Raw genomic sequence first — 25003 nt, 5'->3', positions numbered from 1 at the left:
ATCGGGGTTCTCATGTATAAAAGTTTACCTAGCGTCCTACTAACAATGCTTTCGTAGCAGATTCACCTGCTAATCTTACCTGCTTGGTCAACTGGAAACTTAACAATGCTAAAACACTCAACTGAACCAGGAATGCCATAAAAATTGTTGTCACCCCAGAATATTGGATCGCTGACCAAGGAAAGGTTGAAAACAGCCATACAGTAGGATTTTTCCACGCGGAGATGCCGAGAAATTCTAGAATCATTGGTGGTAAGAACGTTACCGTACCTATAGTACCTATTGCCCAGAAAGAACGTTTGGGAGTTTTCAGCAAAAGTATTAATTGGGCAATGGTAGCGTAAATCATGATTATGCTGATAGACAAAGCTACAAATGAAAGTGCTTTTAACCTGTTAAAATCGTCACCTGCCCCATTATGGCTATAGTCGGTATCGAAAACAGATGTAATTGAAATCCAGACTAGCAAAGGGATAGTAACAATTGCCAGATTAATAGCGATCGCCACAAGTGCAGGGCTTTTTTCTGACCAAATTAGATCCCGCCAAACACTCTTGCGGTTAGAAACTTCTTGATGTCGATATCTTGCCCAATCTTGTACATCTTGACGATGAGGGGAAAGAATGGCAATCAAACTCAAAAGTAACCCCAAGTTGTATATTGCCAGAAAAACTAAATTTTGCCCAACCTGTTCATAAAAGTTGGAATCATTGTCCCACGATTGTAAGGTAAAGCCCCACATCATTACCTGGCAAAAAGCTACTAATACATAACTTTGCCCCTTGCTTATAATTGAGGCTTGAGGATTACGGAAAGAACGTTTTAGAGCTTGTAAGATTCCGTAACTGCACAATCCCAAATTTAATAAATGGAAACCAACAATACTAATAACATTTGTCCCTAATGGTAAATAGAAAAACTCGAGGTTTTTCAGTTGAGAACCATTGTATACACGTAACAAGTTAGGAAACAGATAATTTATTGTATCCCAAGGAGCGAAAAGCCTTATCCAAGCAGTTGAATTATTTAAAATGTTGCTAGAAGACGATGATGCAAACCCCATTACTGTGAACAAGAAAAGCAATACTGCACCACTACCTAACCAAGGCTGAAAACCGCTAAATAAACGACTAATTAAACCAAATAGCAATGCGGCACTGTAGAAGAAAATACAGCTAGCGGCAAGAATAGCGTAGTAACTCAAAATATAACTAAAGGCAATTTCCGCAGAACGTCCAGCCAACAGATGTAAAGGAACTGCAACTAAGATGACGAGATAAACTAAACTCGGAACTCCTAGTAATTTTCCAGTTAATATACTAGTTTCAGATTGAGGGCTAAGACGGATGAAATTCAATGTACCTCGACTTTCTTCTTTGGCTAAATCGTTGATTAATAAATAAGTTCCTGCAACTAATAGTGTAAATACAAAAATTACACTCAAAGTCAGGAATATATATTCCCAATGATCTCGCCACCACAACTGCCAATCAATTTGATTTTGGGGACAAATATTCTTTGTGAGTAAATCATTGAGGCCAGGAATTTGATATTGATCTGATTGCTGGTAAGTTTGGTTTTGTTGCCGTTGATATACTTGGCTTAAACGACAATATGTGTTTGTTAGCGAGTATCGATCGTCAGGAAACTCCCGTAATTGATATAAAAAAACTACCAGTTGCAGTAGTAACGATGTTGCAACTGCGATCGCAACATTAAAAAATTTCAGCCTACCTTTGAGTTCCCGCAATAGTTGCGGATTCCAATCGCCGATTTTGTCTATAAAATTGGGCATCATAAGAAAAAATTCTCCAAAAATGGGGAGTTATATTTGTTGGCAAATTAAGATGCTTGTTTGTGACCTAATTTTAAGAAAATAGTTTCTAAGTCTTCTTGTGTACAGTGAAAATCAGTCAGAGGAATATCTGCTTTGATCAGCGATCGCAACAACTCCGCACTATCTTCTTCTTTACCCGAAAAATTCACCCGCACGCTATTTTTTCCTGATATCACCTCCCACTCTTCTACTAAATGATGATGTTTCAATTCCTTTAAAAGTGTCTCCAGGTTCCCTAAAGTGGATATCACAATTTGCTGGTGGGAAAGACGTTGGTAAAGTTGCTGTAGGGAAGTACTTTCTACCAAGAAGCCAAGTTCCATAATTCCCACAGATGTACACAGTTCCGCTAAATCACTGAGAACATGGGAAGAAATGATTACAGTCATCCCAGCTTCTTGCAAAGCCTTGATGATTTCGCGAAAGTGCATCCTGGCGATGGGGTCAAGCCCAGAAACAGGCTCATCTAGTAGTAGTAAAATCGGTTCGTGGATAATGGTTCGCGCTAAACTTAAGCGCTGTTTCATCCCCCGTGACAGAGTAGAAATCTGGCTGTGGCGTTTATTTCCAAGTTGAATAAGTTCTAAAACTTCATGTAGACGTTGAGTGCGGCGCGGTTCTCGCAAGCGATAGAGACGCGCAAAATAATCTAGGTAATCCCAGACAGTCAAATCTTCATATAGTGGGTAGTCATCGGGTAAGTAGCCTAGACGACGCTTCAGTTTGGGATTACTCTTGTCACGGAGTAGGCGATCGCCATTAATATAAATCTCACCCGTAGTTGGTTCTTCAGCAGTTGCCAACATGCGGATGAGAGTTGTTTTACCCGCGCCATTGGGCCCAATCAGTCCATATACTTCCCCCGCCTGGATTTCTAAATCCACATCATTAACAGCAACGTGTCTGTCAAATTGCTTAGTTAGTCCACGGGTGCAAATTGCTAATTCTTTTACCATCGCTGCTGGGGTGCGGCTTGTGATTAACACTTAACGTAACCTCTTTCTACAACTTCTGTCAGCCTTGTTTCGGAAATTGAAACTGACTCTCAGGAAATTGGCTACATAAAAAAGTAAGTAAGGCTTATGCCCTACCTACTTATTAATTCTTATTCTGCTATTTAGAAAACTTTGCAAATAAAACCTTGACTTATTGCTCTACTATCAAGTTATTTCTGATAGTGGTGGGATGACATTATTAATTGCATGAGGAGATGAACCGTTAACTGTATAACGGTATTCGGGAACTGGATACCCAGCTTCGCTAAAGGTTTCACGGATAGCTTTATTAGTGTCGAAATAAACCTGCCAGTAATGATCATTATTGCAATAAGGACGTACTGCTAATACAGGCCCTGCAAAGTTGAAATCCTGAATTTCTACATCCGGCGCTGGATTTTGAAGGACATTAGGAATTTGGCTAATTTTCGCTTTCAAAAGTGCGATCGCTTCGTTATGTTTCACATCATGATGGATTTGAGCCACCAAATCAACCCGACGGTAAGGATTGGCAGAATAATTCTGGATATTATCAGCAAAGATTTTATTATTGGCAACAATCGTCAAGACGTTATCAGGTGTATTAATACCAGTTGTGAACAGTCCAAGTTCTGTAACAGTGCCTGTGACACCTCCAGCTGTGATGAAATCACCAACTTTGAAGGGTCGAAAAACAATTAAAAATGCCCCTGCTGCAAAGTTTGCTAGTAGTCCTCCCCATGCTGCACCAATTGCAATGCCAGCTGCTGCTAACAATGCGGCAAAGGAAGTTGTTTCAACCCCAAAGAAGCCGAGAATTGCCACAATTAGAACAATTTTCAGCGTAACACCAATGATATTCAGAAGATAGTTAATCAGTGTCGGGTCAATTTGTTGGCTTCGGAAAGCACGTCGTACTAGCTTCAATGCAAAATCAATCAAGCGTTGAGCAATCAGCCATATAAGGATTGCGCCTAAAACTTTAAGTCCAAACAGAGTTAGCAGTTGAAGGGCAACTTGACCTATTTGATTAAAATTCATAAACCATTTTTGTGTTTGCGTTTATTAACATAAAAACATACAACTAATTGCAACAAAAAATTCCTATAGATAGTTTTTTTTAATTTTTAGATTCTATAGCTGAGTTTTTGAGAGAAGTTCTCATACTTGCTGAGTATCGAAATATTTGCCAGATTACTTCTCCGACTCAGAAATAAATTAACAACTCCATTGGTACACTTGCTAGGTATGATATTTAATCTGTAAGCATTTACCTAGTAATAATTAGCTATGACCCAGAACTACCGCATAACTCTACTCCCCGGCGATGGCATTGGCCCTGAAATTATGGCAGTGGCGGTAGATGTGCTGAAAGTCGTAGGGAAGCAATTTGATCTGAAGTTTGAATTCCAAGAAGCACTTATTGGTGGTGCAGCAATTGATGCTACAGGCGAACCTCTACCATCTGCCACTCTAGAAACTTGTCGTAACAGTGATGCTGTATTACTTGCAGCAATTGGTGGCTATAAGTGGGATTCTCTGCCATCCAATTTACGCCCAGAAGCAGGTTTGTTAGGGCTACGCGCAGGTTTGGGCTTATTTGCCAATTTGCGTCCAGCGAAAATTTTGCCCCAGCTAATCGATGCCTCGACTTTGAAACGCGAAGTTGTGGAAGGCGTGGATATTATGGTGGTGCGCGAACTCACTGGTGGGATTTACTTCGGTAAACCTAAAGGGATTTTTGCCACAGAAACTGGTGAGAAACGCGGTGTAAATACAATGGTTTACACCGAATCAGAAATTGAGCGCATTGGGCGGGTGGCGTTTGAAGCGGCTAGAAAACGCGGTGGGAAACTTTGTTCGGTGGATAAGGCGAACGTATTAGAAGTATCTCAGTTGTGGCGCGATCGCATCACCCAACTTTCACAAGAATATCCAGATATCGAACTCTCTCATTTATATGTAGATAATGCTGCTATGCAGTTAGTACGCGCTCCGAAACAGTTCGACACTATTGTTACAGGCAATTTGTTTGGCGATATTCTCTCTGATGCTGCTGCTATGCTTACCGGTAGTATTGGGATGTTACCCTCAGCGAGTTTGGGTGCTTCTGGGCCTGGTGTATTTGAACCAGTTCATGGTTCCGCCCCAGATATTGCTGGACAGGATAAGGCCAATCCTCTAGCACAGGTTTTGAGTGCGGCGATGATGCTACGCTACGCCTTAGATCAACCAAAAGCGGCAGATCATATCGAACAAGCTGTATTCCAAGTTTTAGAGCAAGGCGATCGCACTGGGGATATAATTTCTCCAGGAAAAAACCTCCTGGGTTGCCGTGCTATGGGAGACTCACTCATTAAGGCTCTTGAACAAAAATAATTTTAAAGTGCAACCTGGCCAATTTGGCAACCTTTGCTATAAGTTTCGGGTAGACTAAAGGGAAATCTAGCAATCAAATAACAGTCGATAGTGTACGCATTACGACAGAATCCAGTAAATTTCACCGCCCCAAAGAACCAATCGCCTTTGATTGATCCTGCTGTAATCAGAGCTGCTGGGCAGATATACTATACTCACTGTGAAGTTCATCCCGAAATCGCTGGGCAACCTTCCGGTGTAGCAATTAATCGTGTTAATCATCGAGGTAAGGTTATTTTTACTAACCAACCAGTTCTTTTACCTCAAGAGTGTTTTGTACCCTTAAGTCAAATTGAATCACACATCTATTAGTCATTGGTCATTAGTTATTAGTCATTAGTCATTGGTCATTAGTCATTAGTTCTCGACAAAGGACTAATGACAAAAGACAAAAGATAAACGACAAATGACACAGAACTAATGACAAAGGACTAATGACTGTATGGACATTTTGTTCGCTATTTCAGCGAGTGTAATGGTCTTTGCTTTGGGTGCATCTATTGGTAGTTTTCTCAACGTTATTGTTTATCGGCTACCTGCTGGGTTGTCAATTCTTTGGCCGCCTTCTCGTTGTCCTAAATGCTTAAACCAGCTAAAAGCTTACGACAATGTACCAGTATTTGGCTGGATTTCATTAAGAGGGCGGTGTCGATATTGCAAAAGCAAAATTTCTGTCCGTTATCCCGTGGTAGAAGGGGTGACGGGCATAATTTTTTTAGCGGTTTTTTTAGTATTTCAAGTTTCGACTTTCACAATAGGCTATTGGGCTTTTTGTAGTTGGTTATTGGCACTATCGCTGATTGACCTGGATACAATGACCTTACCTAATCCACTTACTCAGTCTGGTTTAGTGGTAGGAATTTTATTCCAAATGGTGGTTGGTTATCTATCAGAAGGAAGTTCTGTCGCATTGGTAAATCACCTTATGATGGCCATAGTAGGTGCAGTCTTGGGCTTATGGCTATTTGATGCGATCGCCCTATTGGGTTCAATTGCCTTTGGGAAAACTGCAATGGGCGCGGGTGATGCCAAGTTAGCAGCCATGATGGGAGCCTGGTTAGGCTGGAAATATTTGCTCTTAGCTAGTTTTATTGCCTGTGCGCTGGGAGCCTTAATTGGCAGTGGTCTTATTATGCATAAACGGATACTCTTAGGTCGAAGCAAGCTACGCGCAGCGTCTGGTAGAGGAGCCGCTAATGAAGAGACATTGACACACAGGTTAGGACAAAAGATGCCTTTTGGCCCTTTTCTCGCTTTAGGATCTCTGATTACCCTGTTTAGTGGCGAAGCAATTTTGTCTACCTATCTGCGGTTATTTTTTCCAGCGTCTTGAATTGCAGTCGCGAGTATGGAGAGAAGGGGGATAAGGGGAGTAACCCATATCGAATGCCCTTTCATAAGAAAAATTTATAATTCGTGACTGTAACCAACATTACCCCATCGCCCCTTCATATTTTGATAATATTCTGCTTGTGACTTGTATTACCCTCTTGATGACGATTAACCGTTAGCAAGCACAACTATTGCAACAGATGCCGATCGTTCATAACCTAGCAATACGAATCACTGATTTGGGTGGGAGAGGGAGAGCATCTTATTTGGAGGTTGGTATTCTCATGGCTTTGTCAGTACGTCAATATAATTAAGTCTGCTGAAAATAAAGAGCAGGAGACTTGTATTGGTATAAGTATTTTCGTTAAGCTGGCAACCAAAGATGAAAATTAAGGTCTGAATTGCTTAAAAGCGTAGTTTGACGATGTAGTAATTAGTCATTAGTAAAAAAAAATGACTCGTGACTAAGGACAACCCAATACGGTTTGACATGTTTTCGACCTCATACCCACTTAAAATAAAATAAAAAATGGCTAACAACGAAGAATCACGTGGTTTAAAGTCTCTATTTGATTGGTTTGCAAATCGACGGAAATCAGGATCTACCAGCCTTGAACGACAAGAACGTGAAATTGCTGATGGTTTATGGCATAAATGTTCTAAGTGCAGTGTCTTGGCATATACAAAAGACCTGAAAGCTAATCAGATGGTTTGTGCCGAATGCGGTCATCACAATCGGGTAGACAGCGATGAGCGCATTCGCCAATTGATAGATAATAATACCTGGAAACCTCTAGACGAGCATTTGCGTCCAACTGATCCGCTAGAATTTCGCGATCGCAAACTCTACAGCGATCGTCTGCGGGAAACACAAGATAAAATTGGCTTAATAGACGCAGTTCACACTGGTTTAGGTCAAATCAATGGTTTGCCCATTGCCCTTGGGGTTATGGATTTCCGTTTTATGGGTGGTAGTATGGGTTCGGTTGTGGGAGAAAAACTCACCCGGATGATTGAGCAAGCAACTCAACGGCGGTATCCTGTAGTGATCGTTTGCACCTCCGGCGGCGCGAGAATGCAAGAAGGAATGCTTTCCTTGATGCAGATGGCGAAAATCTCCGCAGCCCTACAACGTCATAAAGACGCGCGACTATTATATATTCCCGTTTTGACCAATCCCACAACGGGCGGCGTTACCGCAAGTTTTGCAATGTTGGGCGATATTATTTTGGCAGAACCCAAGGCAACCATTGGTTTTGCCGGTCGGCGAGTGATTGAGCAAACCCTACGAGAAAAACTCCCCGAAAATTTTCAGACTGCTGAAGATTTGCTCCAGCATGGTTTTGTTGATGATATCGTACCCCGTACTCAATTAAAGACCACCCTAGCCCAGCTGATTGCTCTACACCAGCCTGTACTAACACCACCTCACATGGTGTTGTGGGAAACAATGTCCTTAACTTCTACCGCCGCAGAATAGAACGTGGGGAATGGGGAATTGGGAAGAGGACAAGGGGACAAGGAGAATTGGGGACAAGGGGAAAGACTTGTTTCAAGTTCTCACCTCTTGTCCCCTTGTCCCCTTGTCCCCTGCCCCCTGCTCCCTTATCCTCTCATCGGCTCTTTGACAAAAACGAGTGGAACAAGTGCTGCTAGTCGAAATAGACTAGAGAGGGCAAACAACCCTAGCAAGCCTCCAAACTGAGCAAATTGGACGATGAAGCTGCCTATAGTTGCGCCTAAAGCACCACTCCCTCCAGCAACGGCAGCTGCGATCGCAAAATAGATAGACTGATTTTTAATTGGTGCGATCGCCAATTGTATATTGTTACTACACAAATCAATCGCCGCCCAAGTACCTCCAGCCAAGATGTGTAACAGAGGTAGCCACAACCAAATATCAAAGCGATTAGCACCAATCCCTAGCCATAATAGTGGTGTAGCTGCAACCAAAATTCCAATACAGATGAGGATGGGACGATTGCCTATCTTGTCTGCTAATTTTCCCCACAAAATAAGCATTAGCAAAGTCGCCCCCGCCTGAAGGCTATTGTAGATAGTCACATAACTCACATCTAAATCCAGCGTGTCCAGCATATAGAGGTTAAAAAAAGGAGCGCTGAGGTTCACAGCAAGATTCCAGAAGCTGAAATACAGCAAAAATCTTAAAAAGTTAGAGTTTTTCCAAACACTATTAGTTAATTGGTTTTGTAGTGGATGAATTGATTGAGCGACTTCAGAAGATTCATCTTTTGCAACCTCTGGCTGAATCTCAACTGTTTGAGTTAACTTGTCATAATAAGTATTTTGCGATCGCGGATTCATATCCACTTGGAAATACTGACACCCCAATCCCGCAATTCCCAACACAATGCTTATTAGCAGAATCACCCCATAGCCTTGCAGTGTTCCACCATACCAATGTGATACAGCTAGACCAGCCATTGGTACGCAAACCAAATTAGTGAGGTTAGCAGCACTATTGCGTGTCCCAAAATACCTGCCTCGCAATCGTCGGGGAACTATCATTGCAACCCAACTTAGCCACGATGCGGTTCCTAGTCCTCCCAAAAGATTGCTGAATAGGACAATCAAAAGTGTCAATATCACTAATTGGTGAGTATTGATTGCTTCTAAACTTACGCCTACAATACCAATTACTAGAGCCAGCCATAGCAGCCGACCAATTCCGTGTGTCCGAAGAGAATATTGAAAGCGGCTCGTGCTACGTTCAGACAAGTAAGCACCCAACGGCTGAATCAGATTGACCAACATGGGGATAGAGCAAAGCATCCCAAATACTACTGGACTAGCACCCAGTTCCACCAAGAAATTGCTGAGTAAAATTCCGCCAGTTCCAAGAGAGTAAACTGCTGCTAAGACAGAATCCGCAGTGGAGGCTTTTAAACTTGTGCGAATCGCATCCTTGGGAATTCGAGAGGTTGGAGAAAGTGCTGTTGGTGGTAAAGAAATCTGGGGAATTTCCAGAGCCAGTGGTGCAGTTGTTTCAACCTGAACAAAATCCATAATGTATGTTTATGAGTAAAGCATCCTGACATAAATCAGGTTGTCGAAGAACTCAGTATGCTTTTATCGAAACAGAATTCAGGAGTCAGGAGCCAGAATTCAGAATAAATTTTGATAGCGCAGCGATAGCGAGTCTACGAGCGTCACGAAAGAGTGGATAGCGCAGCATTAGCGAGTCCGCGATAGCGGGGCATTTAGCCCATTCTGACTTCTGAATTCTTCTTTAATAGCATTTTTAATAAGTTTTCGTTATTCTAGCTTGCAATTTTCAACAAAAATTTTAGATAAGTAAAATCTCACTCCTTAACAACAGAAGGTACAAGTGATCAAAAAAAGATTATTTAATTTTTTGGGATTGATAATGGCGATCGCGATCGCTATTGTTGCTTGTCAAAGTCTACAATTGCCAAGCAAACCGTTAGCATCTACCGCAGTTAGTATCAAACTTAGTGGCTGGGGAGGTTCTCCTGTTGAGCAAAAACTCTTGAGACAGGTATTGCGAGAGTTTGAGGTACAACATCCAACTATTAAGGTCAAATATGAGGTAATTTCCGACCAATACATGGATGTAATTAAAACTCGTTTAGTTGGGGAAGCTGCGCCAGATGTCTTTTACCTCGATGCGCTAGAAGCTCCTTTCTTGATGAGTCAGAATGTCCTAGAACCATTAGAAAGTTACATTACCCCCGAATTTGACCTAACGGATTTTGAAGATACCCTACTCGATAGTTTCAAATATCAAAATCATATTTATGGTCTTCCCAAAGACTATTCCACCCTTGCCCTGTTTTATAATAAAAAAGCATTTGCTGCCGCCGGGTTGAGTAATCCGCCAGCTACTTGGGATGAATTACGTAACTACTCGAAACAATTGACAGGCAAACTTAACAAATACGGCTTTGGGGAAATTCCCGAATTGGCACGTCAGGCTTATAAAATCAAAGCCTTTGGTGGGCAACTCATCGATCAAAATGGTTATGCTACCTTTGCCAGTGAAGCAGGTTTAAAAGGTTTAGAGTTAGTAGTAGACCAGTATCAAAAAGACCGTTCCTCTGCCCAAAAATCTGATGTAGGGACAAACTCAGGTAGTGAAATGTTTGGTCAGAGTAAAGTGGCAATGGTGATTGAGGGTAACTGGGCAATTCCTTACTTAACTGAAACCTTTCCCCAAGTAGAGTTTGCTACCGCACCAGTGCCTACGATTAATGGCAAAAAAGGCACGATGGTTTTTACAGTTGCTTACGTGATGAATAATCTTGCACAGCACAAAGCCGAAGCCTGGGAGTTGATTTCTTATCTCACAGGTAAAGAAGGAATGCAGAAGTGGACAGGAACAGGGTTTGCTTTGCCAACACGTAAATCAGTGGCAAAGAATTTGGGCTATGACCAAGATGCACTGCGATCGCCATTAGTGGCGGGAGTAGATTATGCTACACCGTGGCAGGTGGGAAAATATCCAGGTGCGATCGTCAATAACTTTGAGAATCAGTTTATCAGCGCCTTGTTGGGGCAGCAACCATTAAAGCAGGCGATGATTAAGGCACAGAATGAAGCTAATCAGCAAATTAAGGCGATGGATTAAACAATCTTTCTTACCTTCACCAAATTACTTCTGGGTAGAAGTTTGCTATCTCTTTATCAGATGTAATTATTGCAGCTTGATTACTTCTGGCTAGTGCGACGACAACTCGATCTACTGGATCTCGATGACCCCATTCTAAATTGGCACTTTCCATCCAAATATTTTCATCAATAGGTACAATCTGAACAGTACTAGACTTTTTCAGCGTTACTACATACTCGTTAAGATTGACAGTTTTTTATTTTTGATTTTTAAAGCAATTTCCCATATAGCTATAGACGGAACAAGACCATTTTTATCCCTTTCCATCTGGTTGCACGCTTCTTTAGCTTGTTCAGAAAGTTTGGCTGGATCTAAACTCCACCAGATTAGGGCACAAGTGTCAAGGACTATCTTCACAATTGTGTCCATTCCGCAGTGGTTGGTGTAGTTAAATCCTCAAAGTACTTTACTTTACCGCGCATCTCCCCAAATAACTCCTCTGTTGAAGGTGTTTGTGCGTATTTGGAAATTTTCACGACTGGCTTACCGCGATCGGTAACTATAATTTCTTCTCCCTCTGACTCTACAAGTCGTAAGAACTCAAGAAGTTGAGATTTGAGTTTACTTTTGGAAATTGATTTCATAATAACCATAGTCATGACTATAGTCATATTTTAATCGGACATATAGCAGTTCTAAGAGGGTGTTTGAAAAGTCTAATTTATTACTCACTGGGCGACTGGAAGTCGCGGCTACACAGTCAAAACCCACCTCCGTGGGTTAAAACCATTGATTTTTTCTTAGTCCACGGAGGTGGACTTCGTTTGTGTAGTAGCGAATTCTATGAGACTGTTGGTCAGTTCACGATGGGTTAAACCCCTCACCCCTAAACCTTTGGTTTTACGTTGCTTTCCCGCCCTGCAATAAATTGATTGCCCATAGCTAAAGTGCGTTGAAACGCACTGAAATTAAAGAAATTTAAGATGGATTTGGGGCGAGGGGTTAGACCCCTTATCAATTCGCCAACAGTCTCATTCCATTCGCTAAGGCTTAAATAGACACGTATGAGATGCGATCGCCGATTACGAAACTGAGTCTTAAATGGAGAGTGGGAAGCGTAGGCGTAGCCCGTCGTAGACATCGCTCTTTATAGTAGATATTAAACAACTAAGCTAATCGTCAGTCATTTTTTCAGACTGATTCGCTTGTAGTAAGGGCTTTAGCCCTGGTGTTATGCAACTTAAATGCTCATTAGCTTATAAGCAATTCTTTGTCTACATCCCAGCAAAATGCGACAATATAAAGATAAGGTTTACTAATTATTTGGCAATGGAAGTTTTAAAACTTACAACTAAAATCGATGAATCAGGATATTTAAATCTTAATATTCCAACGCAGTTAGCGGCGATGGAAGTGAACGTTGTAGTTGTTTTAAATCCAGTTTCGTCAGAGAAAAAACAGCAACCTAGTTATGATTTCTCCGATTTAGTGGGGCGATTAACTTGGCAGGGAGATGAGGTAGCAATGCAGAGAAATCTACGCGATGAATGGTAATCGCTACATGTTGGATACGAATGTGATAGTGGCTCTGCTTCAAGGAAATTCTCAACTTATTCAATTACTTCAAGATGCTGATTGGATTGGAGTTTCAGTTATTAGCCAAATTGAATTTCTGGCGTTTTCTGGGCTGAGTCAAGAAGATCGTCAACTTTTTGAGCAGTTTTTGCAACGAGTTGAGGTTATCTGTTTGGTGGCGAGTGATGCTGTTTTGATTAACAAAATCATTGAAATTCGCCAGCAATATCGGGTGAAACTACCAGATGCAATTATTGCAGCAATGGCGATCCAAAATTTAGCTACCTTAGTGACTGCCGATCAAGAGTTTGCGAAGGTAACAATTTTAACGGTAATTAATTGGTAGCCTGCTGAGTCAGCAGCAATGATTTAAGCCCATACCGATGGATATATTTCTTACTCTTGAGACTCTACCTTTTGGATAAACTTTTGAATTGCTTGTAAATACGATTTACTTCCAGGTTGATAAATTTGGACATGTTTTCCTTTTGGAATTAATAAAAGTTGTTTGGGTTCAGGGGCAGCATCATATAACTGCTGACTCATGTAGGATGGAACAATGCTGTCATCAGTTCCATGAATAAATAAAACGGGAAGACGTAGAGAACGAACTTTAGAAATAGAATCAAACTTTTGTGTTAGCAGCAACTCGATGGGAAACATCCGTAACCAATCTCTATATTTTATTTCCTCTGCCATTGATGTAAAGGAGCTTTGCACAATTAATCCGCTAGCTTTTGGATGTTTTACTGCCAAATTTATAGCAACTGCTCCACCCATTGATTCACCGTAAATGACAATTTGCTCTGGGGGAATTTGGCGGACTTTTACTAAATAATTCCAAGCTATTTGACTATCTTGATAAAGCTGAGACTCACTAGGAAAATTCCCTTTGCTACTACCATAACCTCGGTAGTCAATCACTAATACAGAAAACCCCAACTGTCGCATTGCTTGAAGTCTGCCTATATAATTGTAGTAACCTTTATTATTAGCAGCACCACAAAAGTATAAAAATATTTTAGGTGATTTTAAAATTTTTACAGGCTCATTTGGAATTAAAGAAACTTTCTCTTTTGGTAATGGTGCTGGAATCCACCAACCATGTATATATTCATTAGAGCCAGTAATAGGTAAACGCACATCTTTGTAAGGAAGAAAAAAGTCGGGCGAACTAGGTAGCGTTAAGATTTGTGGAGTGGGGCTAAATATCAAATAACGCTGCCGAACAAACAAAAATAGACAACTTGAAATGTAGGCGATCGCCACAACTCCGATGCTTCTTAGTAGCAGTTTTTTAGTAAAATATCGCATATTCCTAAAGTTATTTTTCCAACACTACCAAAAGAGCGATGTCTACGAAGGGCTACGCCTACGCCATTTTTATTGAGCTATTGCTAATACAAATCCCATTCTAATTTCAGAGTTTCTAATTTAGGATTCTTCACACTCATTCTTTTACATTCTTCTAAAAATTCCTTGACTTGTTCTTGGTTAAGACTTAAACCACCATCTTGCAGATTATTGATGTAAGTAATCACATCTGAAGTTGTTAAAGCTGAACTTATTTCTTCTAGAAGAATAGCATTTCTAACTTCTCGACAAACTAACTCGATATCTGATGACGTAAACTTCATACTTTTCTCTGCCAGCATTTCAAAGTTAACTAGCTGATTCATATCAATTTTTGACAGGTAGTGTATGAATAGCTCTATTCTTTCTGTTTGAGACGGTGGAAAGATAGGAATCTTCCAATCCAATCTACCAGAACGTTTCAAAGCACTATCTATACCACTCAAATAATTAGTGGCAGCTATTACAATCACATCACTATTTTGAAGATTATTTAGTTCTATGAGTAATTGATTAATAGTTGCTTTTTGGTCTGTGTGGGCGTTGTCTTCGTTACGATTAAACCCAATACTGTCTAACTCATCAATAAATAAAACTGAAGGAGCTTTTTTCTTAGCTTGAGCAAAGATATCTCGAATATTTTTTTGACTTTGACCTATCCAAACACTGACAATATCAGCAGGAGAGAATTTAAAGAAATATCTGCCAGACTCATTAGCAAAAGCATTTGCCAGTAGAGTTTTACCGCATCCAGGTAATCCATAGAAAAGAATTCCACCAATTGAACCCTTGTGTCCCTTAGATTGCAGCTTGAGAAGTTTATCTAGTTTGTCTTTTTCTTCGTTTAGTCCTTTTACTTGGCTAAAGTCCAGCTTAAATTCTTTAACACGATTAGTAACTGGATATGCCTGTAATAAACTAGGTTTTTTAACCCCATACTCAAAGGATGGATATTCAATAGAATCAAATGAGACTGGGACTAATTGGTGTTTTTCATAATCAGGAGCCATGATTACAACCTGGAAGCGATCGCCATAATATCCAGATAACTTATATTCTAAGATTTCCTTAGCTTTTTTTAGTTGGTAATAGTTGCGGGCAATCTCAAAGCCGGGAATTACCAACCAAAGACTTTCTAGTTTATTCGGCCATACTTTTGATTTTCTCAAAACTCTTTTAAGGGGATCTAAAAAGAGATTATTATCCTGAAATTCTTGGTATTTGAGAGTTTCTATCTCAACTACTACCTGATTTTTTACATAGACTTCTATAATTTCACTTTGATACTCTTCATAATCATCTGATGTATCTTCATCTGGTGTTTCCTCATCCTTAGAGGTCAACTCAACTTCACAGCCAATATTAGACAATTCATATCCTAGATTTTCTAAGGTTTTAATAGCAAAATACTTGAGATAGATATATTCTTTACTTTCTTGTTGCCATTTCAGACTGTAAAAATGTTCGGGTTTTATCTTTAAAAATAACTGTGATTCAGCCTGTATCTGAGCCTTTTGCAAATCTACAAAATAATCTCGCAAAGATGCATCATCTTCCTCTATTTGATAATATGGAAGTTCTAGCAATAGACGAAAATGAGCATATACTTCTTCTTTATGCTCAAGAGAGGCTTCATTTGGGTATTTACATCTGAGAGTAAAAGTAAAAGGAATTTTACTGGCAACTCTATCTACCAAGTATCCTAAAGCATCTTCTTGCTGATGAGCTTGGATTTCTAATACTGATGGACAATGAAATAAAATAAAAAACTGTTCAGAATTATATTTATTGGCAGATAAAGATATCTGTTCAAACTGCTGATCGAATTTTTCCGAATCAAGTAACTCTAACCCAGTATTGCCAAGTATAATACTGGTCATAGTTGAGCGATGAAACTGAAAAATATTAGCATCAGAAATGGAACTTTCCTGTTCATCGTCACAATCTTTATCTGAGGCAAGACTTGTAGGAATTTTTCTAGTAGCAGATTTTGGAGTACTAGTATATCCTCCGTATTGATATTTTCTAATTAATTCATAATTAAAAATTTTGACAACAATATCAGAGAAGAAATCTTCTACTTGTGGAATCAAAAAAATACCTACTGGCTGATGAGAATCTAAACATGCTTGGAATCGTTCATATTCTTGTTCCGAGCCAAAATCAAACAAGTAGTAAAAAAAATCATGTTTGACTGATATTGCCTCTTGTAGTTTGACTGAAATTGATTCAGATTCAGCTACTTTATTGATTGCTTCTACACCCTTAATAGAAATAGCAATTTTTGTATCTAGCGGAATATACAAATCCAAGCAAGGATTTGCACAAAGTCCCAATTCATCAAGAGCAGTATTAAAATTATCTATGAATGATTGACTTCTACGCTGGTAGCCAAACTGTTCTATGATAGTTTTTACCCGTAGACTTTTTTGAGTTTTATCAGTTCTCTGAAGTTCACTTTTAATCGAACGTAAGTAGGCTGTATATGACATTTTGTGTCCTCTTGCTTGAGTCGGGTTAATTAGCATCCCCAAGGAAGCTAAATATATAGTTCCCGAAATTACATAAGCAGCTAACTCATACAACTGATATCTCGTAAATCGTCGTTTTGCGTCTAGGCTTTCCAAAAATAGAAACTTAATTTAATTACAGGAGTAGGATCAATAATTATGCATAACCCATCTCTACAGCCGGGTTAGTCCTTGATTTCTCACAAGTGAGAAATCAAGGAGTGTGGGAGGTGTGGGAGGTGTGGGAGGATGGGGAAGAAATCTGACCTCGCACACTCCCCACACTCCCCTTCGTGAGAAATCCGGGTAGTGCTGGATTAAACGGAGGTACTGTAGTGTTTGCAATCAACAGGCGGCGGAGTAACCCCAGGTGGAATATCACAGAAAACTTGGCTGGGTATATGTTCATGATGCCCACCATTCTAGTTTTGGGGACTTTTGTAGTCTTACCCATTCTCTACGCCGTTTTTCTTTCCTTGCAAAAAGTCCGACTTCTCGGCGGTATTGAGTACGAGTTCATCGGTTTTCGGAACTTCACACGATTAGCTGAAGATGAAAGGGTTTGGATTGCTTTAAGAAACACAGCACAATACGTAGCTATTGTTGTGCCAACTCAAACAGTCTTAGCTTTAATTCTGGCGGTAACTCTGAATTCTGGGATTCGCGGTAAAAACTGGTGGCGCATCCTCTATTTTTTGCCCACAGTCACATCTTCAGCAGTGCTGACGCTGATCTTTATGTGGATTTATAACACCGATGGGCTACTAAACGATTTTCTCGCTTTTGTAGGGCTACCTACTTATAACTGGTTGGGCGATCCAGATGTTGCGCTCAAAGGCATTATGATCATGAACATTTGGTCAACTGCGCCGTTTTTCATGGTGATTTATCTGGCGGCCTTGCAAGATATACCCCAAACACTTTATGAGGCGGCGGAACTCGATGGCGCAAATGGGTGGCAGCAATTTATCCACGTTACCCTTCCCTTGCTTAAGCCTGTAACCTTCTTTGTGGTAGCAGTGGGGGTGATTGGGACTTTTCAACTTTTTGACCAGTCTTACATCTTTTCTGGGGGTACTGGCGGCCCAAATAACGCTACCTTAACTGTGGTGCTGCTAATTTACCAAGCTGTGTTTCGCAATTTACAAATGGGATATGCAGCTGCGATCGCATTTTTGTTAGCAGCAGCGATCGTTGCCATCACTTTGATTCAACGGCGACTTTTTGGAGGCGAACGGATTTGACTAAAATCTCTGGCTTAAAAGTCTTGCTATACGTCTTGCTGACACTCTATGCGATCGTTACCCTAATTCCCTTTCTCTGGGCCCTTTCAGCATCATTTAAGCCGCTAACAGAGATTGTGGGTGGTGAACCCAACTTTCTCCCCAAGAATTTTACTCTTGACAACTACAAGCAAATATTTCTTCAAGAACCGTTATTTTGGCGCTGGTTGTTCAACAGTGTGGTAATTGCCGTCAGCGTTACGTTTTTAAACTTGTTGTTAAATTCAATGGCTGGTTATGCCTTGGCAAGACTGCGTTTTGTGGGTAAGCGCTTTTGGTTCTTTCTAATCTTGGCTGTGCTGGCAGTACCAGCGCAAATCACCCTAATTCCGACATTTTTGATTTTAAAAGCGATCGGCTGGCTGAATTCTTATCAAGGCATGATTGTGCCTAGCATGGTGAATGCCACTTTTATCTTTATGATGCGGCAGTTTTTTGTTAATTTTCCTAAAGAACTAGAAGAAGCGGCTCAACTGGATGGCTTAAATACCTTTGGAATTTTCCGACATATTGTCTTACCTCTAGCAAAACCAGCACTAGCAGCACAAGCAGTTTTTGTATTCATGGGAAGTTGGAATAATTTTTTACTGCCGATAGTTATCCTGTTTGACCCAGAAATGTTTACCCTCCCTTTGGGGCTGAATACCTTCAAAGGCCAATACATTAGCTATTGGAACTACATTATGGCAGCTTCTATGGTTTTTACCCTACCAGCTTTAGGTATTTACGCCTTTTTTAATCGTTACTTTATTCAAAGCGTTACCTTCACTGGGGGAAAAGGTTAAACCCCATTCCCAATGCCCTTCAGGAGTGCTGAGTAGTTAGTGCTGAGTGCTGAGTGGGGAATCTTACTTGTTTACTGAGATTTACTCAGAACTCGAAACTCGGAACTCGGAACTGTTTTGCCCCATTCCCCATTCCCCAAACAGTATTTTGGGCAACAAATTGCACTCCTAACGTGATATTGGTATTACAGCGACTCAATCTCTATCTATCAGTTAACAAGCATTATGGGTTTTGCAGACCTATCGATCGCAGAGATAGCAGCCGACTACAGTATACCTGTAGAAAAAGTGTTTTCTCTGTGCAACCAACTGGGAATCGCCTACAAACACCAAAAGACCCGTTTGGCGTTAGAAGATGCAAAGGCAATTATTTCCCAAATATCGTTTGAAACACACCCAAAAGGTACTAGCGACTTGGTGGGTGATGACGAGGACACCTAACGGGTGATCTTGGGCTTTAGCTAATCATTGATAGCTAATGACAAAAAACAATGAGTCATTAGCAATTAGCAGCTTGGAGATTGAGAACCGCTTTCTTAGCTGTGTTGAGCGTCAAAAATTTTAAGGGGAAACATGTTTAGAAGACTAATTGGCGTTGTTGTGGCCACTGTTTTACTCTCGTTTCAGTTGCTTGTCGGTAGCGCGACAGCAGTGGAACTAGACAAAGCTACCCGAACAGTGCCATTAAATGCTCAGGGTGAGACCACCGTACTTAGCCTGAAACAAGTAAAAGAAGGCAAACGCTTATTTAATTACGCTTGTGCCCAATGTCATGCTGGGGGAGTTACCAAGACAAACCAGAACGTTGGACTTACTCCAGACGATCTGGCACTGGCAACACCCAACCGTAATAACATTGAAGGCTTGGTGGATTATCTCAAAAATCCTACTACTTACGATGGGGAAGAAGAGATTTCCGAAATCCACCCCAGTATCAAGAGTGCAGATATTTTCACAGCAATGCGAAATCTGACGGATGAAGACTTGGAAGCGATCGCTGGTCATATTCTCATACAACCCAAAATCGTTGGCACTAAGTGGGGAGGCGGAAAAATCTATTACTAAATCCTGGAACTGAGTCATTGGGAATAGGGCATTGGGAATAGGGCACAAAAAGCAGAGGGGCAGGGGGCAAGGGGGAGATAAGAATTACCTCTTTCCCATCTGCTCCCTACTCCCCATTCCCCATTCCCCATTCCCTACTGATTTCACAGCTTTTTGCAATAAATTACTCCCCATTTCTTAAAAAAAAATTGTATCTATGACAGATTGTCATATTTGGTGTTGATTTTATTTAAAATGAGAAAGGAAAAAAAATTGTTTGTTAGGAGAGAGCCATGAAATTGATTTCGGCAAGCTTGCGACGCTTTAGTTTAGCTGTGTTGACAATCATTTTAGTTGTTAGTAGTTTTGCAGTTTTTACTCCCAGTGCTTCTGCTGAAACCTACCAGGTTAAATTGGGTAGCGATAAAGGACTGCTAGCATTTGAACCGAAAAACTTGACCATTAAACCAGGTGACACAATTGAATGGGTGAACAATAAAGTTCCTCCCCACAACGTTGTGTTTGACCCTGCCAAAAACCCTGCAAAGGATGCCGCTTTAGCAAAATCTCTTTCTCATAAGACTTTGCTGATGAGTGCTGGTAAAAAGGAAACAACCACTTTCCCCGCAGACGCACCCGCTGGTGACTACACCTTCTATTGCGAACCTCACCGTGGTGCTGGCATGGTTGGTAAAATTACTGTCCAAGGCTAGAAACATCCTCGTTGACAGAAGATGATTTCTCTCTGTGAAATTACCTCATAGCAACACGCCACGCTCCTAGAGTGACGCACACAATGGATAAATGGCGGTAACGAGTCTTATCGTCCCCTAAAACGCTAAACAATCTGTAGCGATTGAGGGATGAATTCGTTACCGCCAATTTTGATCAAATTTGACTTAATCAGGGATTAATCACGTTTATACTCTTGCTGGAGGCTTGTTGCGAGGAAATTCTCTTGAGAATACTTTTATTAATCTTAATGATAGCGATCGCTCTATTCAAATTTACATTCATTAGTCCAGCACTAGCTGCCGAAATATCCAACGGTGCTAAAGTTTTCGAGGCTAACTGCGCTTCTTGCCATATAGGTGGCGGTAATATCCTTATTAGCCAGAAAACCTTGAAAAAGGAAGCATTGTCAAAATACCTAGAAAATTATGATAGCGACTCAATCGAGGCGATTATCCACCAAGTCCAAAATGGTAAAAATGCTATGCCTGCCTTTAAAGGAAAGTTAAGTGCTGAAGAGATTCTAGAGGTAGCTGCCTACGTTTTTCAGAATGCAGAACAAGGCTGGTAAACTAGCTCTCAATTGTATGGAATATAGATCGCTCTTACGAGCGCAGCAATACTCATAGGTGTCAACTTAGAGCCAAAGTGAATAAAACTCACGGCTACACAAACTTAGCCACAGGAAGCAGACTAAAGAAAATTTGAAACCCACGGAAGTGGGTTTTATTTGTATAGATGCGGTTTATAACTACCCCTTTACCTAGTTTTTAATCCCAAATCACCAGCAAGTGATTATTTTTCTGGATTAGACTTGTCTCTGTTTTCCTTGACTTCACGCAACCGTTCTACTAGTTTTTTATCGGATTCAGTAGAGGGTGTAGCCTGAACCTTATTGACTCTCGGTAGCACTAAGGGTTTCGAAGTATTAGCTGCCGATGAAGGTGTGAGGTTATTTCTGATTTGCAATTCAGATAATGGTTTGGGGGTAGCTGCGGGTGTTAAGACAGGCTGATTGCCATTTACTCCCGGTGCAGCTAATGGTTTAAGAATACTTGTTGATGAAGGCGATATCTGGTTATTTCTGATTCGCAGATCGGGAAATGGTTTAGAAGTAGCTGCTGGTAAAGGGGTAAGCTGATTGTTATTGATGCCAGGTGTAGATAATGGAGTAGTCCCAGTGCTGTTGCTAGTACTGTTTTGGAAATCTAGGTTAAAGGGATAGGAACTGATCCGTTTATCTCCCTTGGGGGATTGCTTGTTGAAGTATTCCCTAGCTTTTAATTGCAATTCCGGGGAAACTAGCTTGTCTTGAAACTTGATATCTAGAACCTTACCATCAGGGTCTACCACTAATACACCCAAAACAGAGCCTTGAAGATTTGGCTTATCTGTGGGTAACGTTTGGCGAATGACTGGTTTTTGTTCTGCGTTGGGGTATTGTTGCTGAACTTCTTTTCTCAGGTTTGCATAAGAATCTAGCTGTGCGATCGCCAACTCAGTCCCTGTTCGAGATAAATCAGGCGATTGTGACGTGGTTCCCCTAATTAGGGTTAAGCTATCCCCAGCCCTTGGAGCTTGTTTTAAAGAATTTATGAGCTGGTTTTGAGCCATAGGCTTAGACGCATTATTAACCGGCTGCGTTATTTGTGGAGCAATATTTCCCTGTACTGGTGTAATCGGGTTACTGTTAGAAAGGTTCTGAGATTGAGCATTTTGCAGAATATCATTAGGTATTTGCTGCGACTGCAATACTGGCAACCTATTTACATCTAACGGCTTAGATGCCTCGTATTTGGTATCACTGACATTTACACGAGGAACTGATGGAGTAAATTTGGGGCTGCTATTGAATTTAGAGTTGTCAAATTTAGAAGCATCAAATCGCAAATTATCACTAGGAATCATCCGCAAAGACTGTCTTGTAGGCAATGAGGAGACTCGATAGTTATTCGATGATGGGGGTAGCGGAGGCAGTACTAGCTGGCTGCCGGATGGCGGTGCTACCAATGGGGACAATCCAGCTTGGGCGCTAAAGTTAGGCGCAGAAAGCGGCGCTATTGGAGGAAGTTGTTGTAAACCAATTTTGGGGGTGCTTTCTGGCAAACGACTTTGATCCGCTTGGGTCAATTCCAAAAGCCCGACGCTTTTTGATGATGCTGTATCTTTGGGTTTGCTAGAATCCATAGGCATCAATGGCACAATCATCGCAATCGCACCGTGGATACCAAGAGAAGCTATGGCTGCTATCCCAATTGGCTGGCTTAAGAGTTCTGGTATATTTTTAAACAAGGAGACGTAAGACATAGTTGTTATCGTTCACTCGGCTCAGTTGCAGTTGACTAACGATTTTCTCTTCCCGACTATATTGCAAAATATCGCAATATATGCGTCCCTCTAAGGAAATAATAATTTCCTCTCATGGCAATGAAAACGCCAAAATTGCCATTTCTTCAGGTTTGTAATTGTTTAATAACGCTGTTTCATATCTTCAAATTTGAGCTTGCTAAAGAGATATTTGAAAAATTACTACTTTTGATTTGTTATTTTTATGACGCACACAATTAAAATTAATATCTGGGATATTTATTAAAGTTTAAGTCAAGATCCAAGTCTGAGTACATCAAAACATCTGCTGAAGTCGCCTTGTTTTTTTACGCTTTTCCAGTCAACTAGGCTTCTGTAACAGATGGCACATTTGCTTGTCCGAGACTAGTGCCTATGTGAGAATACTACCACATCAGCAACCCCGAAAACTGTTGTAAATTGTACAATTTTATTGACATTCTAGTCCTAAACCCCACCAAAGCTATTTGGGTTTTTATAAAAGGAGTTCAGCTGTGCGATCGCAATTATAGCTTTTGATTTTTGACTACTTCTTTGTAAAAAAGTTTCAAACCTTCAATCATTGCCTCAAAAATTTAAAATGCCGTTACCGACAGTTATTGTACCGGGATATCTAGAAAGCGCGATCGCTTACCGCCAACTAGAACAATCCTTACAACAGTTAGATTTTCCCACGGTTACAGTTCCACTGCGACGGCGCGACTGGCTACCAACTATTGGCGGAAGACCTGTAACACCGATTCTACAAAAACTCGATCTGACAATCAAGCATATATTGCAGCAATATAATGCTACCCAAGTTAACTTAATTGGTCACTCAGCCGGAGGTTGGATATCCCGCATCTACATGGGAGAAAAGCCTTATATGGTAGGCAGTAACGCTAAACCCTCGCTTTGGAAAGCGCATCCTTTGGTTGCAACTCTCATCACCTTGGGTACACCCCATATTAGCCAAGAACGCTGGACACGCTCAAATCTAGATTTTGTCACCAATAACTACCCAGGAGCTTTTTATAAAAACGTTCGTTACGTTTGTGTGGCTGGTAAAACTATCTTTGGGGAAAGGCGGCGTGGTAGCTGGTTAGCTTACAGTAGTTACCAATTAACCTGTGGTAAGGGCAACACTTGGGGAGACGGCATCACACCAATTGAAGCTGCTCACCTGGAAGGCGCAGAAAATCTGGTAATTGAAGGTGTGAGACATTCTCCAAGAAGTTCTGGAATTTGGTATGGCTCACCAGAACCCCTAAAAGCTTGGGTGCAATATTTGAGTCATTAGTCATTAGTCATTAGTTATTGGGAATTGGGAATTGGTTTATCCCTTCACACTCCTTACTCCTTACTCCTTACTCCTTACTCAGCACTCAGCACTCATGAAAGGTATTGAGCTAGTTAGCTTATCGGAAATATTAAAAAAATTTATTTTTCTTTGAAAAGTGCAACATATATTAATATTTCGTAGTTAAAATTAGAAAGTAATAAATACCTAGTTAAGAACAGGAGGGGTGAGCTATGCAAAGCACCCAGTTCGATAGGATTATGCGACGAATAGCAACGATATTGTCAGTTGTGATTCTGACTTTGTGCTTAATTTATGTTTCTACGGGAGTTTTGCTGTCTTTTTACTATGAACCGACAGCAGGCGGTGCTTATAACTCCTTAAAGATGATTAATACACAAGTTCCATACGGGTGGTTGTTTTGGAGAGCGCATAACATTGCTGGTAATGCGGTAATTGCGATCGCTCTGATTCAAATTGTGGTGATGTTTTTAGGTCGCCAATTCCGCAAGAGTTGGCTGACTGCTTGGATTAGCGGGATTTTGTTGACCTTAAGTGCGATCGGGCTGGACTGGACAGCGATGATCCTAGATTGGACTCAGGAAGGATACTGGCGTTTTAACATTGAATTGGGAACCATCGAAGCTATTCCTTTTATTGGTGGACAGCTGCGCGAAATCCTAACTGGGGGTGGAGCGATTAATACAGTTACTGTCGAACACCTTTACACAATACATAGTTATCTCATTTCGGTGGCGACGCTAATTCTTGCGATCGTGCATTTATCTGCTTTACTGTGGCAGGAATGGCAAATGTATCAAGAAGCGCCAAAGCCAGAAATTGGTAATTTGCAACAACCACCAGAAGGCGAATTTATTCCTTCCCAAAGTTAATAAAGGGTCAAAGAAGAGGGGCATTGGGAAGAGGACTTGGGGACAAGGAGA

General features: G+C 40.9%; 25 protein-coding genes. 15 read left to right on the top strand and 10 right to left on the bottom strand.

Going from position 1 to position 25003, the window contains the following annotated elements; translation table 11 throughout:
- Positions 1-28: 28 nt before the first annotated feature.
- From GJB62_RS24450 to GJB62_RS24440, 3 genes are all read right to left on the bottom strand, one after another.
- The gene (locus GJB62_RS24450; protein WP_114083753.1) at positions 29-1798 is read right to left on the bottom strand and encodes an ABC transporter permease subunit; all 1770 of its coding nucleotides are present in this window, start codon (positions 1796-1798) and stop codon (positions 29-31) included.
- Positions 1799-1842: 44 nt separating this feature from the next.
- The gene (locus GJB62_RS24445; protein ID WP_114083784.1) at positions 1843-2793 is read right to left on the bottom strand and encodes an ABC transporter ATP-binding protein; all 951 of its coding nucleotides are present in this window, start codon (positions 2791-2793) and stop codon (positions 1843-1845) included.
- A 204-nt stretch (positions 2794-2997) separates the two neighbouring features.
- A complete protein-coding gene (locus GJB62_RS24440; protein WP_114083752.1) occupies positions 2998-3852 on the bottom strand; it encodes a mechanosensitive ion channel family protein in 855 nt (284 codons plus the stop codon).
- A 249-nt stretch (positions 3853-4101) separates the two neighbouring features.
- Between GJB62_RS24440 and leuB the strand changes: the two genes are divergently transcribed.
- The 4 genes from leuB to accD all read left to right on the top strand — a co-directional run bounded on the left by leuB (position 4102) and on the right by accD (position 8041).
- Positions 4102-5190 carry a 3-isopropylmalate dehydrogenase gene (leuB, locus tag GJB62_RS24435; protein ID WP_114083751.1) on the top strand — a complete coding sequence of 363 codons (1089 nt, stop codon included), beginning with the start codon at positions 4102-4104 and terminating at the stop codon, positions 5188-5190.
- Positions 5191-5280: 90 nt separating this feature from the next.
- Entirely contained in the window at positions 5281-5541 is a 261-nt protein-coding gene (locus tag GJB62_RS24430) for a hypothetical protein (RefSeq protein ID WP_012409327.1), read from the top strand.
- A 130-nt stretch (positions 5542-5671) separates the two neighbouring features.
- Positions 5672-6562, top strand: coding sequence for an A24 family peptidase (locus tag GJB62_RS24425; RefSeq protein ID WP_114083750.1), 891 nt, complete (start codon positions 5672-5674; stop codon positions 6560-6562).
- A 528-nt stretch (positions 6563-7090) separates the two neighbouring features.
- A complete protein-coding gene (gene accD / locus GJB62_RS24420) occupies positions 7091-8041 on the top strand; it encodes an acetyl-CoA carboxylase, carboxyltransferase subunit beta (RefSeq protein WP_114083749.1) in 951 nt (316 codons plus the stop codon).
- A 125-nt stretch (positions 8042-8166) separates the two neighbouring features.
- Here the strand turns inward: accD and GJB62_RS24415 are convergent, their stop codons facing one another.
- Entirely contained in the window at positions 8167-9588 is a 1422-nt protein-coding gene (locus tag GJB62_RS24415; protein WP_114083748.1) for an MFS transporter, read from the bottom strand.
- 361 nt (positions 9589-9949) lie between these two features.
- Here GJB62_RS24415 and GJB62_RS24410 point away from each other — a divergent pair, with 361 nt between their 5' ends.
- On the top strand, positions 9950-11170 hold the full coding sequence (locus GJB62_RS24410; RefSeq protein WP_114083783.1) for an ABC transporter substrate-binding protein: 1221 nt from the start codon (positions 9950-9952) through the stop codon (positions 11168-11170).
- Positions 11171-11186: 16 nt separating this feature from the next.
- On the opposite strand, the gene GJB62_RS37605 is transcribed toward GJB62_RS24410, so the two are convergent.
- Genes GJB62_RS37605 through GJB62_RS24400 form a run of 3 tightly spaced genes read right to left on the bottom strand, consistent with a single transcriptional unit; the run spans position 11187 to position 11796 of the window.
- Complete coding sequence (locus tag GJB62_RS37605; protein WP_348537531.1) at positions 11187-11330, bottom strand: hypothetical protein; 144 nt, start codon at positions 11328-11330, stop codon at positions 11187-11189.
- 50 nt (positions 11331-11380) lie between these two features.
- Positions 11381-11581, bottom strand: a complete 201-nt coding sequence (locus GJB62_RS38220; RefSeq protein WP_348537523.1) for a PIN domain-containing protein — start codon at positions 11579-11581, stop codon at positions 11381-11383.
- Positions 11566-11796: a type II toxin-antitoxin system prevent-host-death family antitoxin gene (locus GJB62_RS24400; RefSeq protein WP_114083782.1), complete on the bottom strand. Its 231-nt coding sequence runs from the start codon at positions 11794-11796 to the stop codon at positions 11566-11568. The genes GJB62_RS38220 and GJB62_RS24400 overlap by 16 nt, the downstream gene beginning before the upstream one ends.
- A 685-nt stretch (positions 11797-12481) precedes the next feature.
- On the opposite strand from GJB62_RS24400, the gene GJB62_RS24390 reads away from it, so the two are divergent.
- Positions 12482-12706, top strand: a complete 225-nt coding sequence (locus tag GJB62_RS24390; protein ID WP_114083781.1) for a hypothetical protein — start codon at positions 12482-12484, stop codon at positions 12704-12706.
- Positions 12696-13073 carry a type II toxin-antitoxin system VapC family toxin gene (locus GJB62_RS24385; RefSeq protein WP_114083747.1) on the top strand — a complete coding sequence of 126 codons (378 nt, stop codon included), beginning with the start codon at positions 12696-12698 and terminating at the stop codon, positions 13071-13073. The genes GJB62_RS24390 and GJB62_RS24385 overlap by 11 nt, the downstream gene beginning before the upstream one ends.
- Before the next feature lie 50 nt (positions 13074-13123).
- Here GJB62_RS24385 and GJB62_RS24380 read toward each other — a convergent pair whose 3' ends face one another.
- Positions 13124-14041, bottom strand: a complete 918-nt coding sequence (locus GJB62_RS24380) for an alpha/beta hydrolase (protein ID WP_114083746.1) — start codon at positions 14039-14041, stop codon at positions 13124-13126.
- An 83-nt stretch (positions 14042-14124) separates the two neighbouring features.
- Complete coding sequence (locus tag GJB62_RS24375) at positions 14125-16392, bottom strand: ATP-binding protein (RefSeq protein ID WP_245245992.1); 2268 nt, start codon at positions 16390-16392, stop codon at positions 14125-14127.
- A 533-nt stretch (positions 16393-16925) separates the two neighbouring features.
- Here GJB62_RS24375 and GJB62_RS24370 point away from each other — a divergent pair.
- The 6 genes from GJB62_RS24370 (at position 16926) to petJ (ending at position 21005) form a co-directional block, all read left to right on the top strand.
- Positions 16926-17834 (top strand): sugar ABC transporter permease, encoded by a 909-nt coding sequence (locus tag GJB62_RS24370; protein WP_114083780.1) that lies wholly within the window; start codon positions 16926-16928, stop codon positions 17832-17834.
- Positions 17831-18658, top strand: coding sequence for a carbohydrate ABC transporter permease (locus GJB62_RS24365; RefSeq protein ID WP_114083744.1), 828 nt, complete (start codon positions 17831-17833; stop codon positions 18656-18658). The genes GJB62_RS24370 and GJB62_RS24365 overlap by 4 nt, the downstream gene beginning before the upstream one ends.
- A 225-nt stretch (positions 18659-18883) precedes the next feature.
- Positions 18884-19099 (top strand): hypothetical protein, encoded by a 216-nt coding sequence (locus tag GJB62_RS24360; RefSeq protein WP_012409317.1) that lies wholly within the window; start codon positions 18884-18886, stop codon positions 19097-19099.
- Positions 19100-19231: 132 nt separating this feature from the next.
- Entirely contained in the window at positions 19232-19723 is a 492-nt protein-coding gene (gene psbV / locus GJB62_RS24355; RefSeq protein WP_114083743.1) for a photosystem II cytochrome c-550, read from the top strand.
- A 272-nt stretch (positions 19724-19995) separates the two neighbouring features.
- Positions 19996-20415 (top strand): plastocyanin, encoded by a 420-nt coding sequence (gene petE / locus GJB62_RS24350; RefSeq protein WP_114083742.1) that lies wholly within the window; start codon positions 19996-19998, stop codon positions 20413-20415.
- A gap of 245 nt (positions 20416-20660) precedes the next feature.
- A complete protein-coding gene (gene petJ, locus GJB62_RS24345; protein WP_114083741.1) occupies positions 20661-21005 on the top strand; it encodes a cytochrome c6 PetJ in 345 nt (114 codons plus the stop codon).
- A gap of 224 nt (positions 21006-21229) precedes the next feature.
- Here the strand turns inward: petJ and GJB62_RS24340 are convergent, their stop codons facing one another.
- Entirely contained in the window at positions 21230-22741 is a 1512-nt protein-coding gene (locus tag GJB62_RS24340; RefSeq protein WP_114083740.1) for a hypothetical protein, read from the bottom strand.
- Positions 22742-23360: 619 nt separating this feature from the next.
- Here GJB62_RS24340 and GJB62_RS24335 point away from each other — a divergent pair.
- Together GJB62_RS24335 and GJB62_RS24330 are read left to right on the top strand one after the other, a co-directional pair.
- Positions 23361-24059, top strand: coding sequence for a triacylglycerol lipase (locus tag GJB62_RS24335; RefSeq protein WP_114083739.1), 699 nt, complete (start codon positions 23361-23363; stop codon positions 24057-24059).
- Between the two features lie 233 nt (positions 24060-24292).
- Entirely contained in the window at positions 24293-24952 is a 660-nt protein-coding gene (locus GJB62_RS24330; RefSeq protein ID WP_114083738.1) for a cytochrome b N-terminal domain-containing protein, read from the top strand.
- Positions 24953-25003 lie beyond the last annotated feature (51 nt).

This window comes from Nostoc sp. ATCC 53789 (assembly GCF_009873495.1).
Lineage (GTDB): Bacteria > Cyanobacteriota > Cyanobacteriia > Cyanobacteriales > Nostocaceae > Nostoc > Nostoc muscorum_A.
This window is presented reverse-complemented; position numbering and strand designations above follow the sequence as displayed.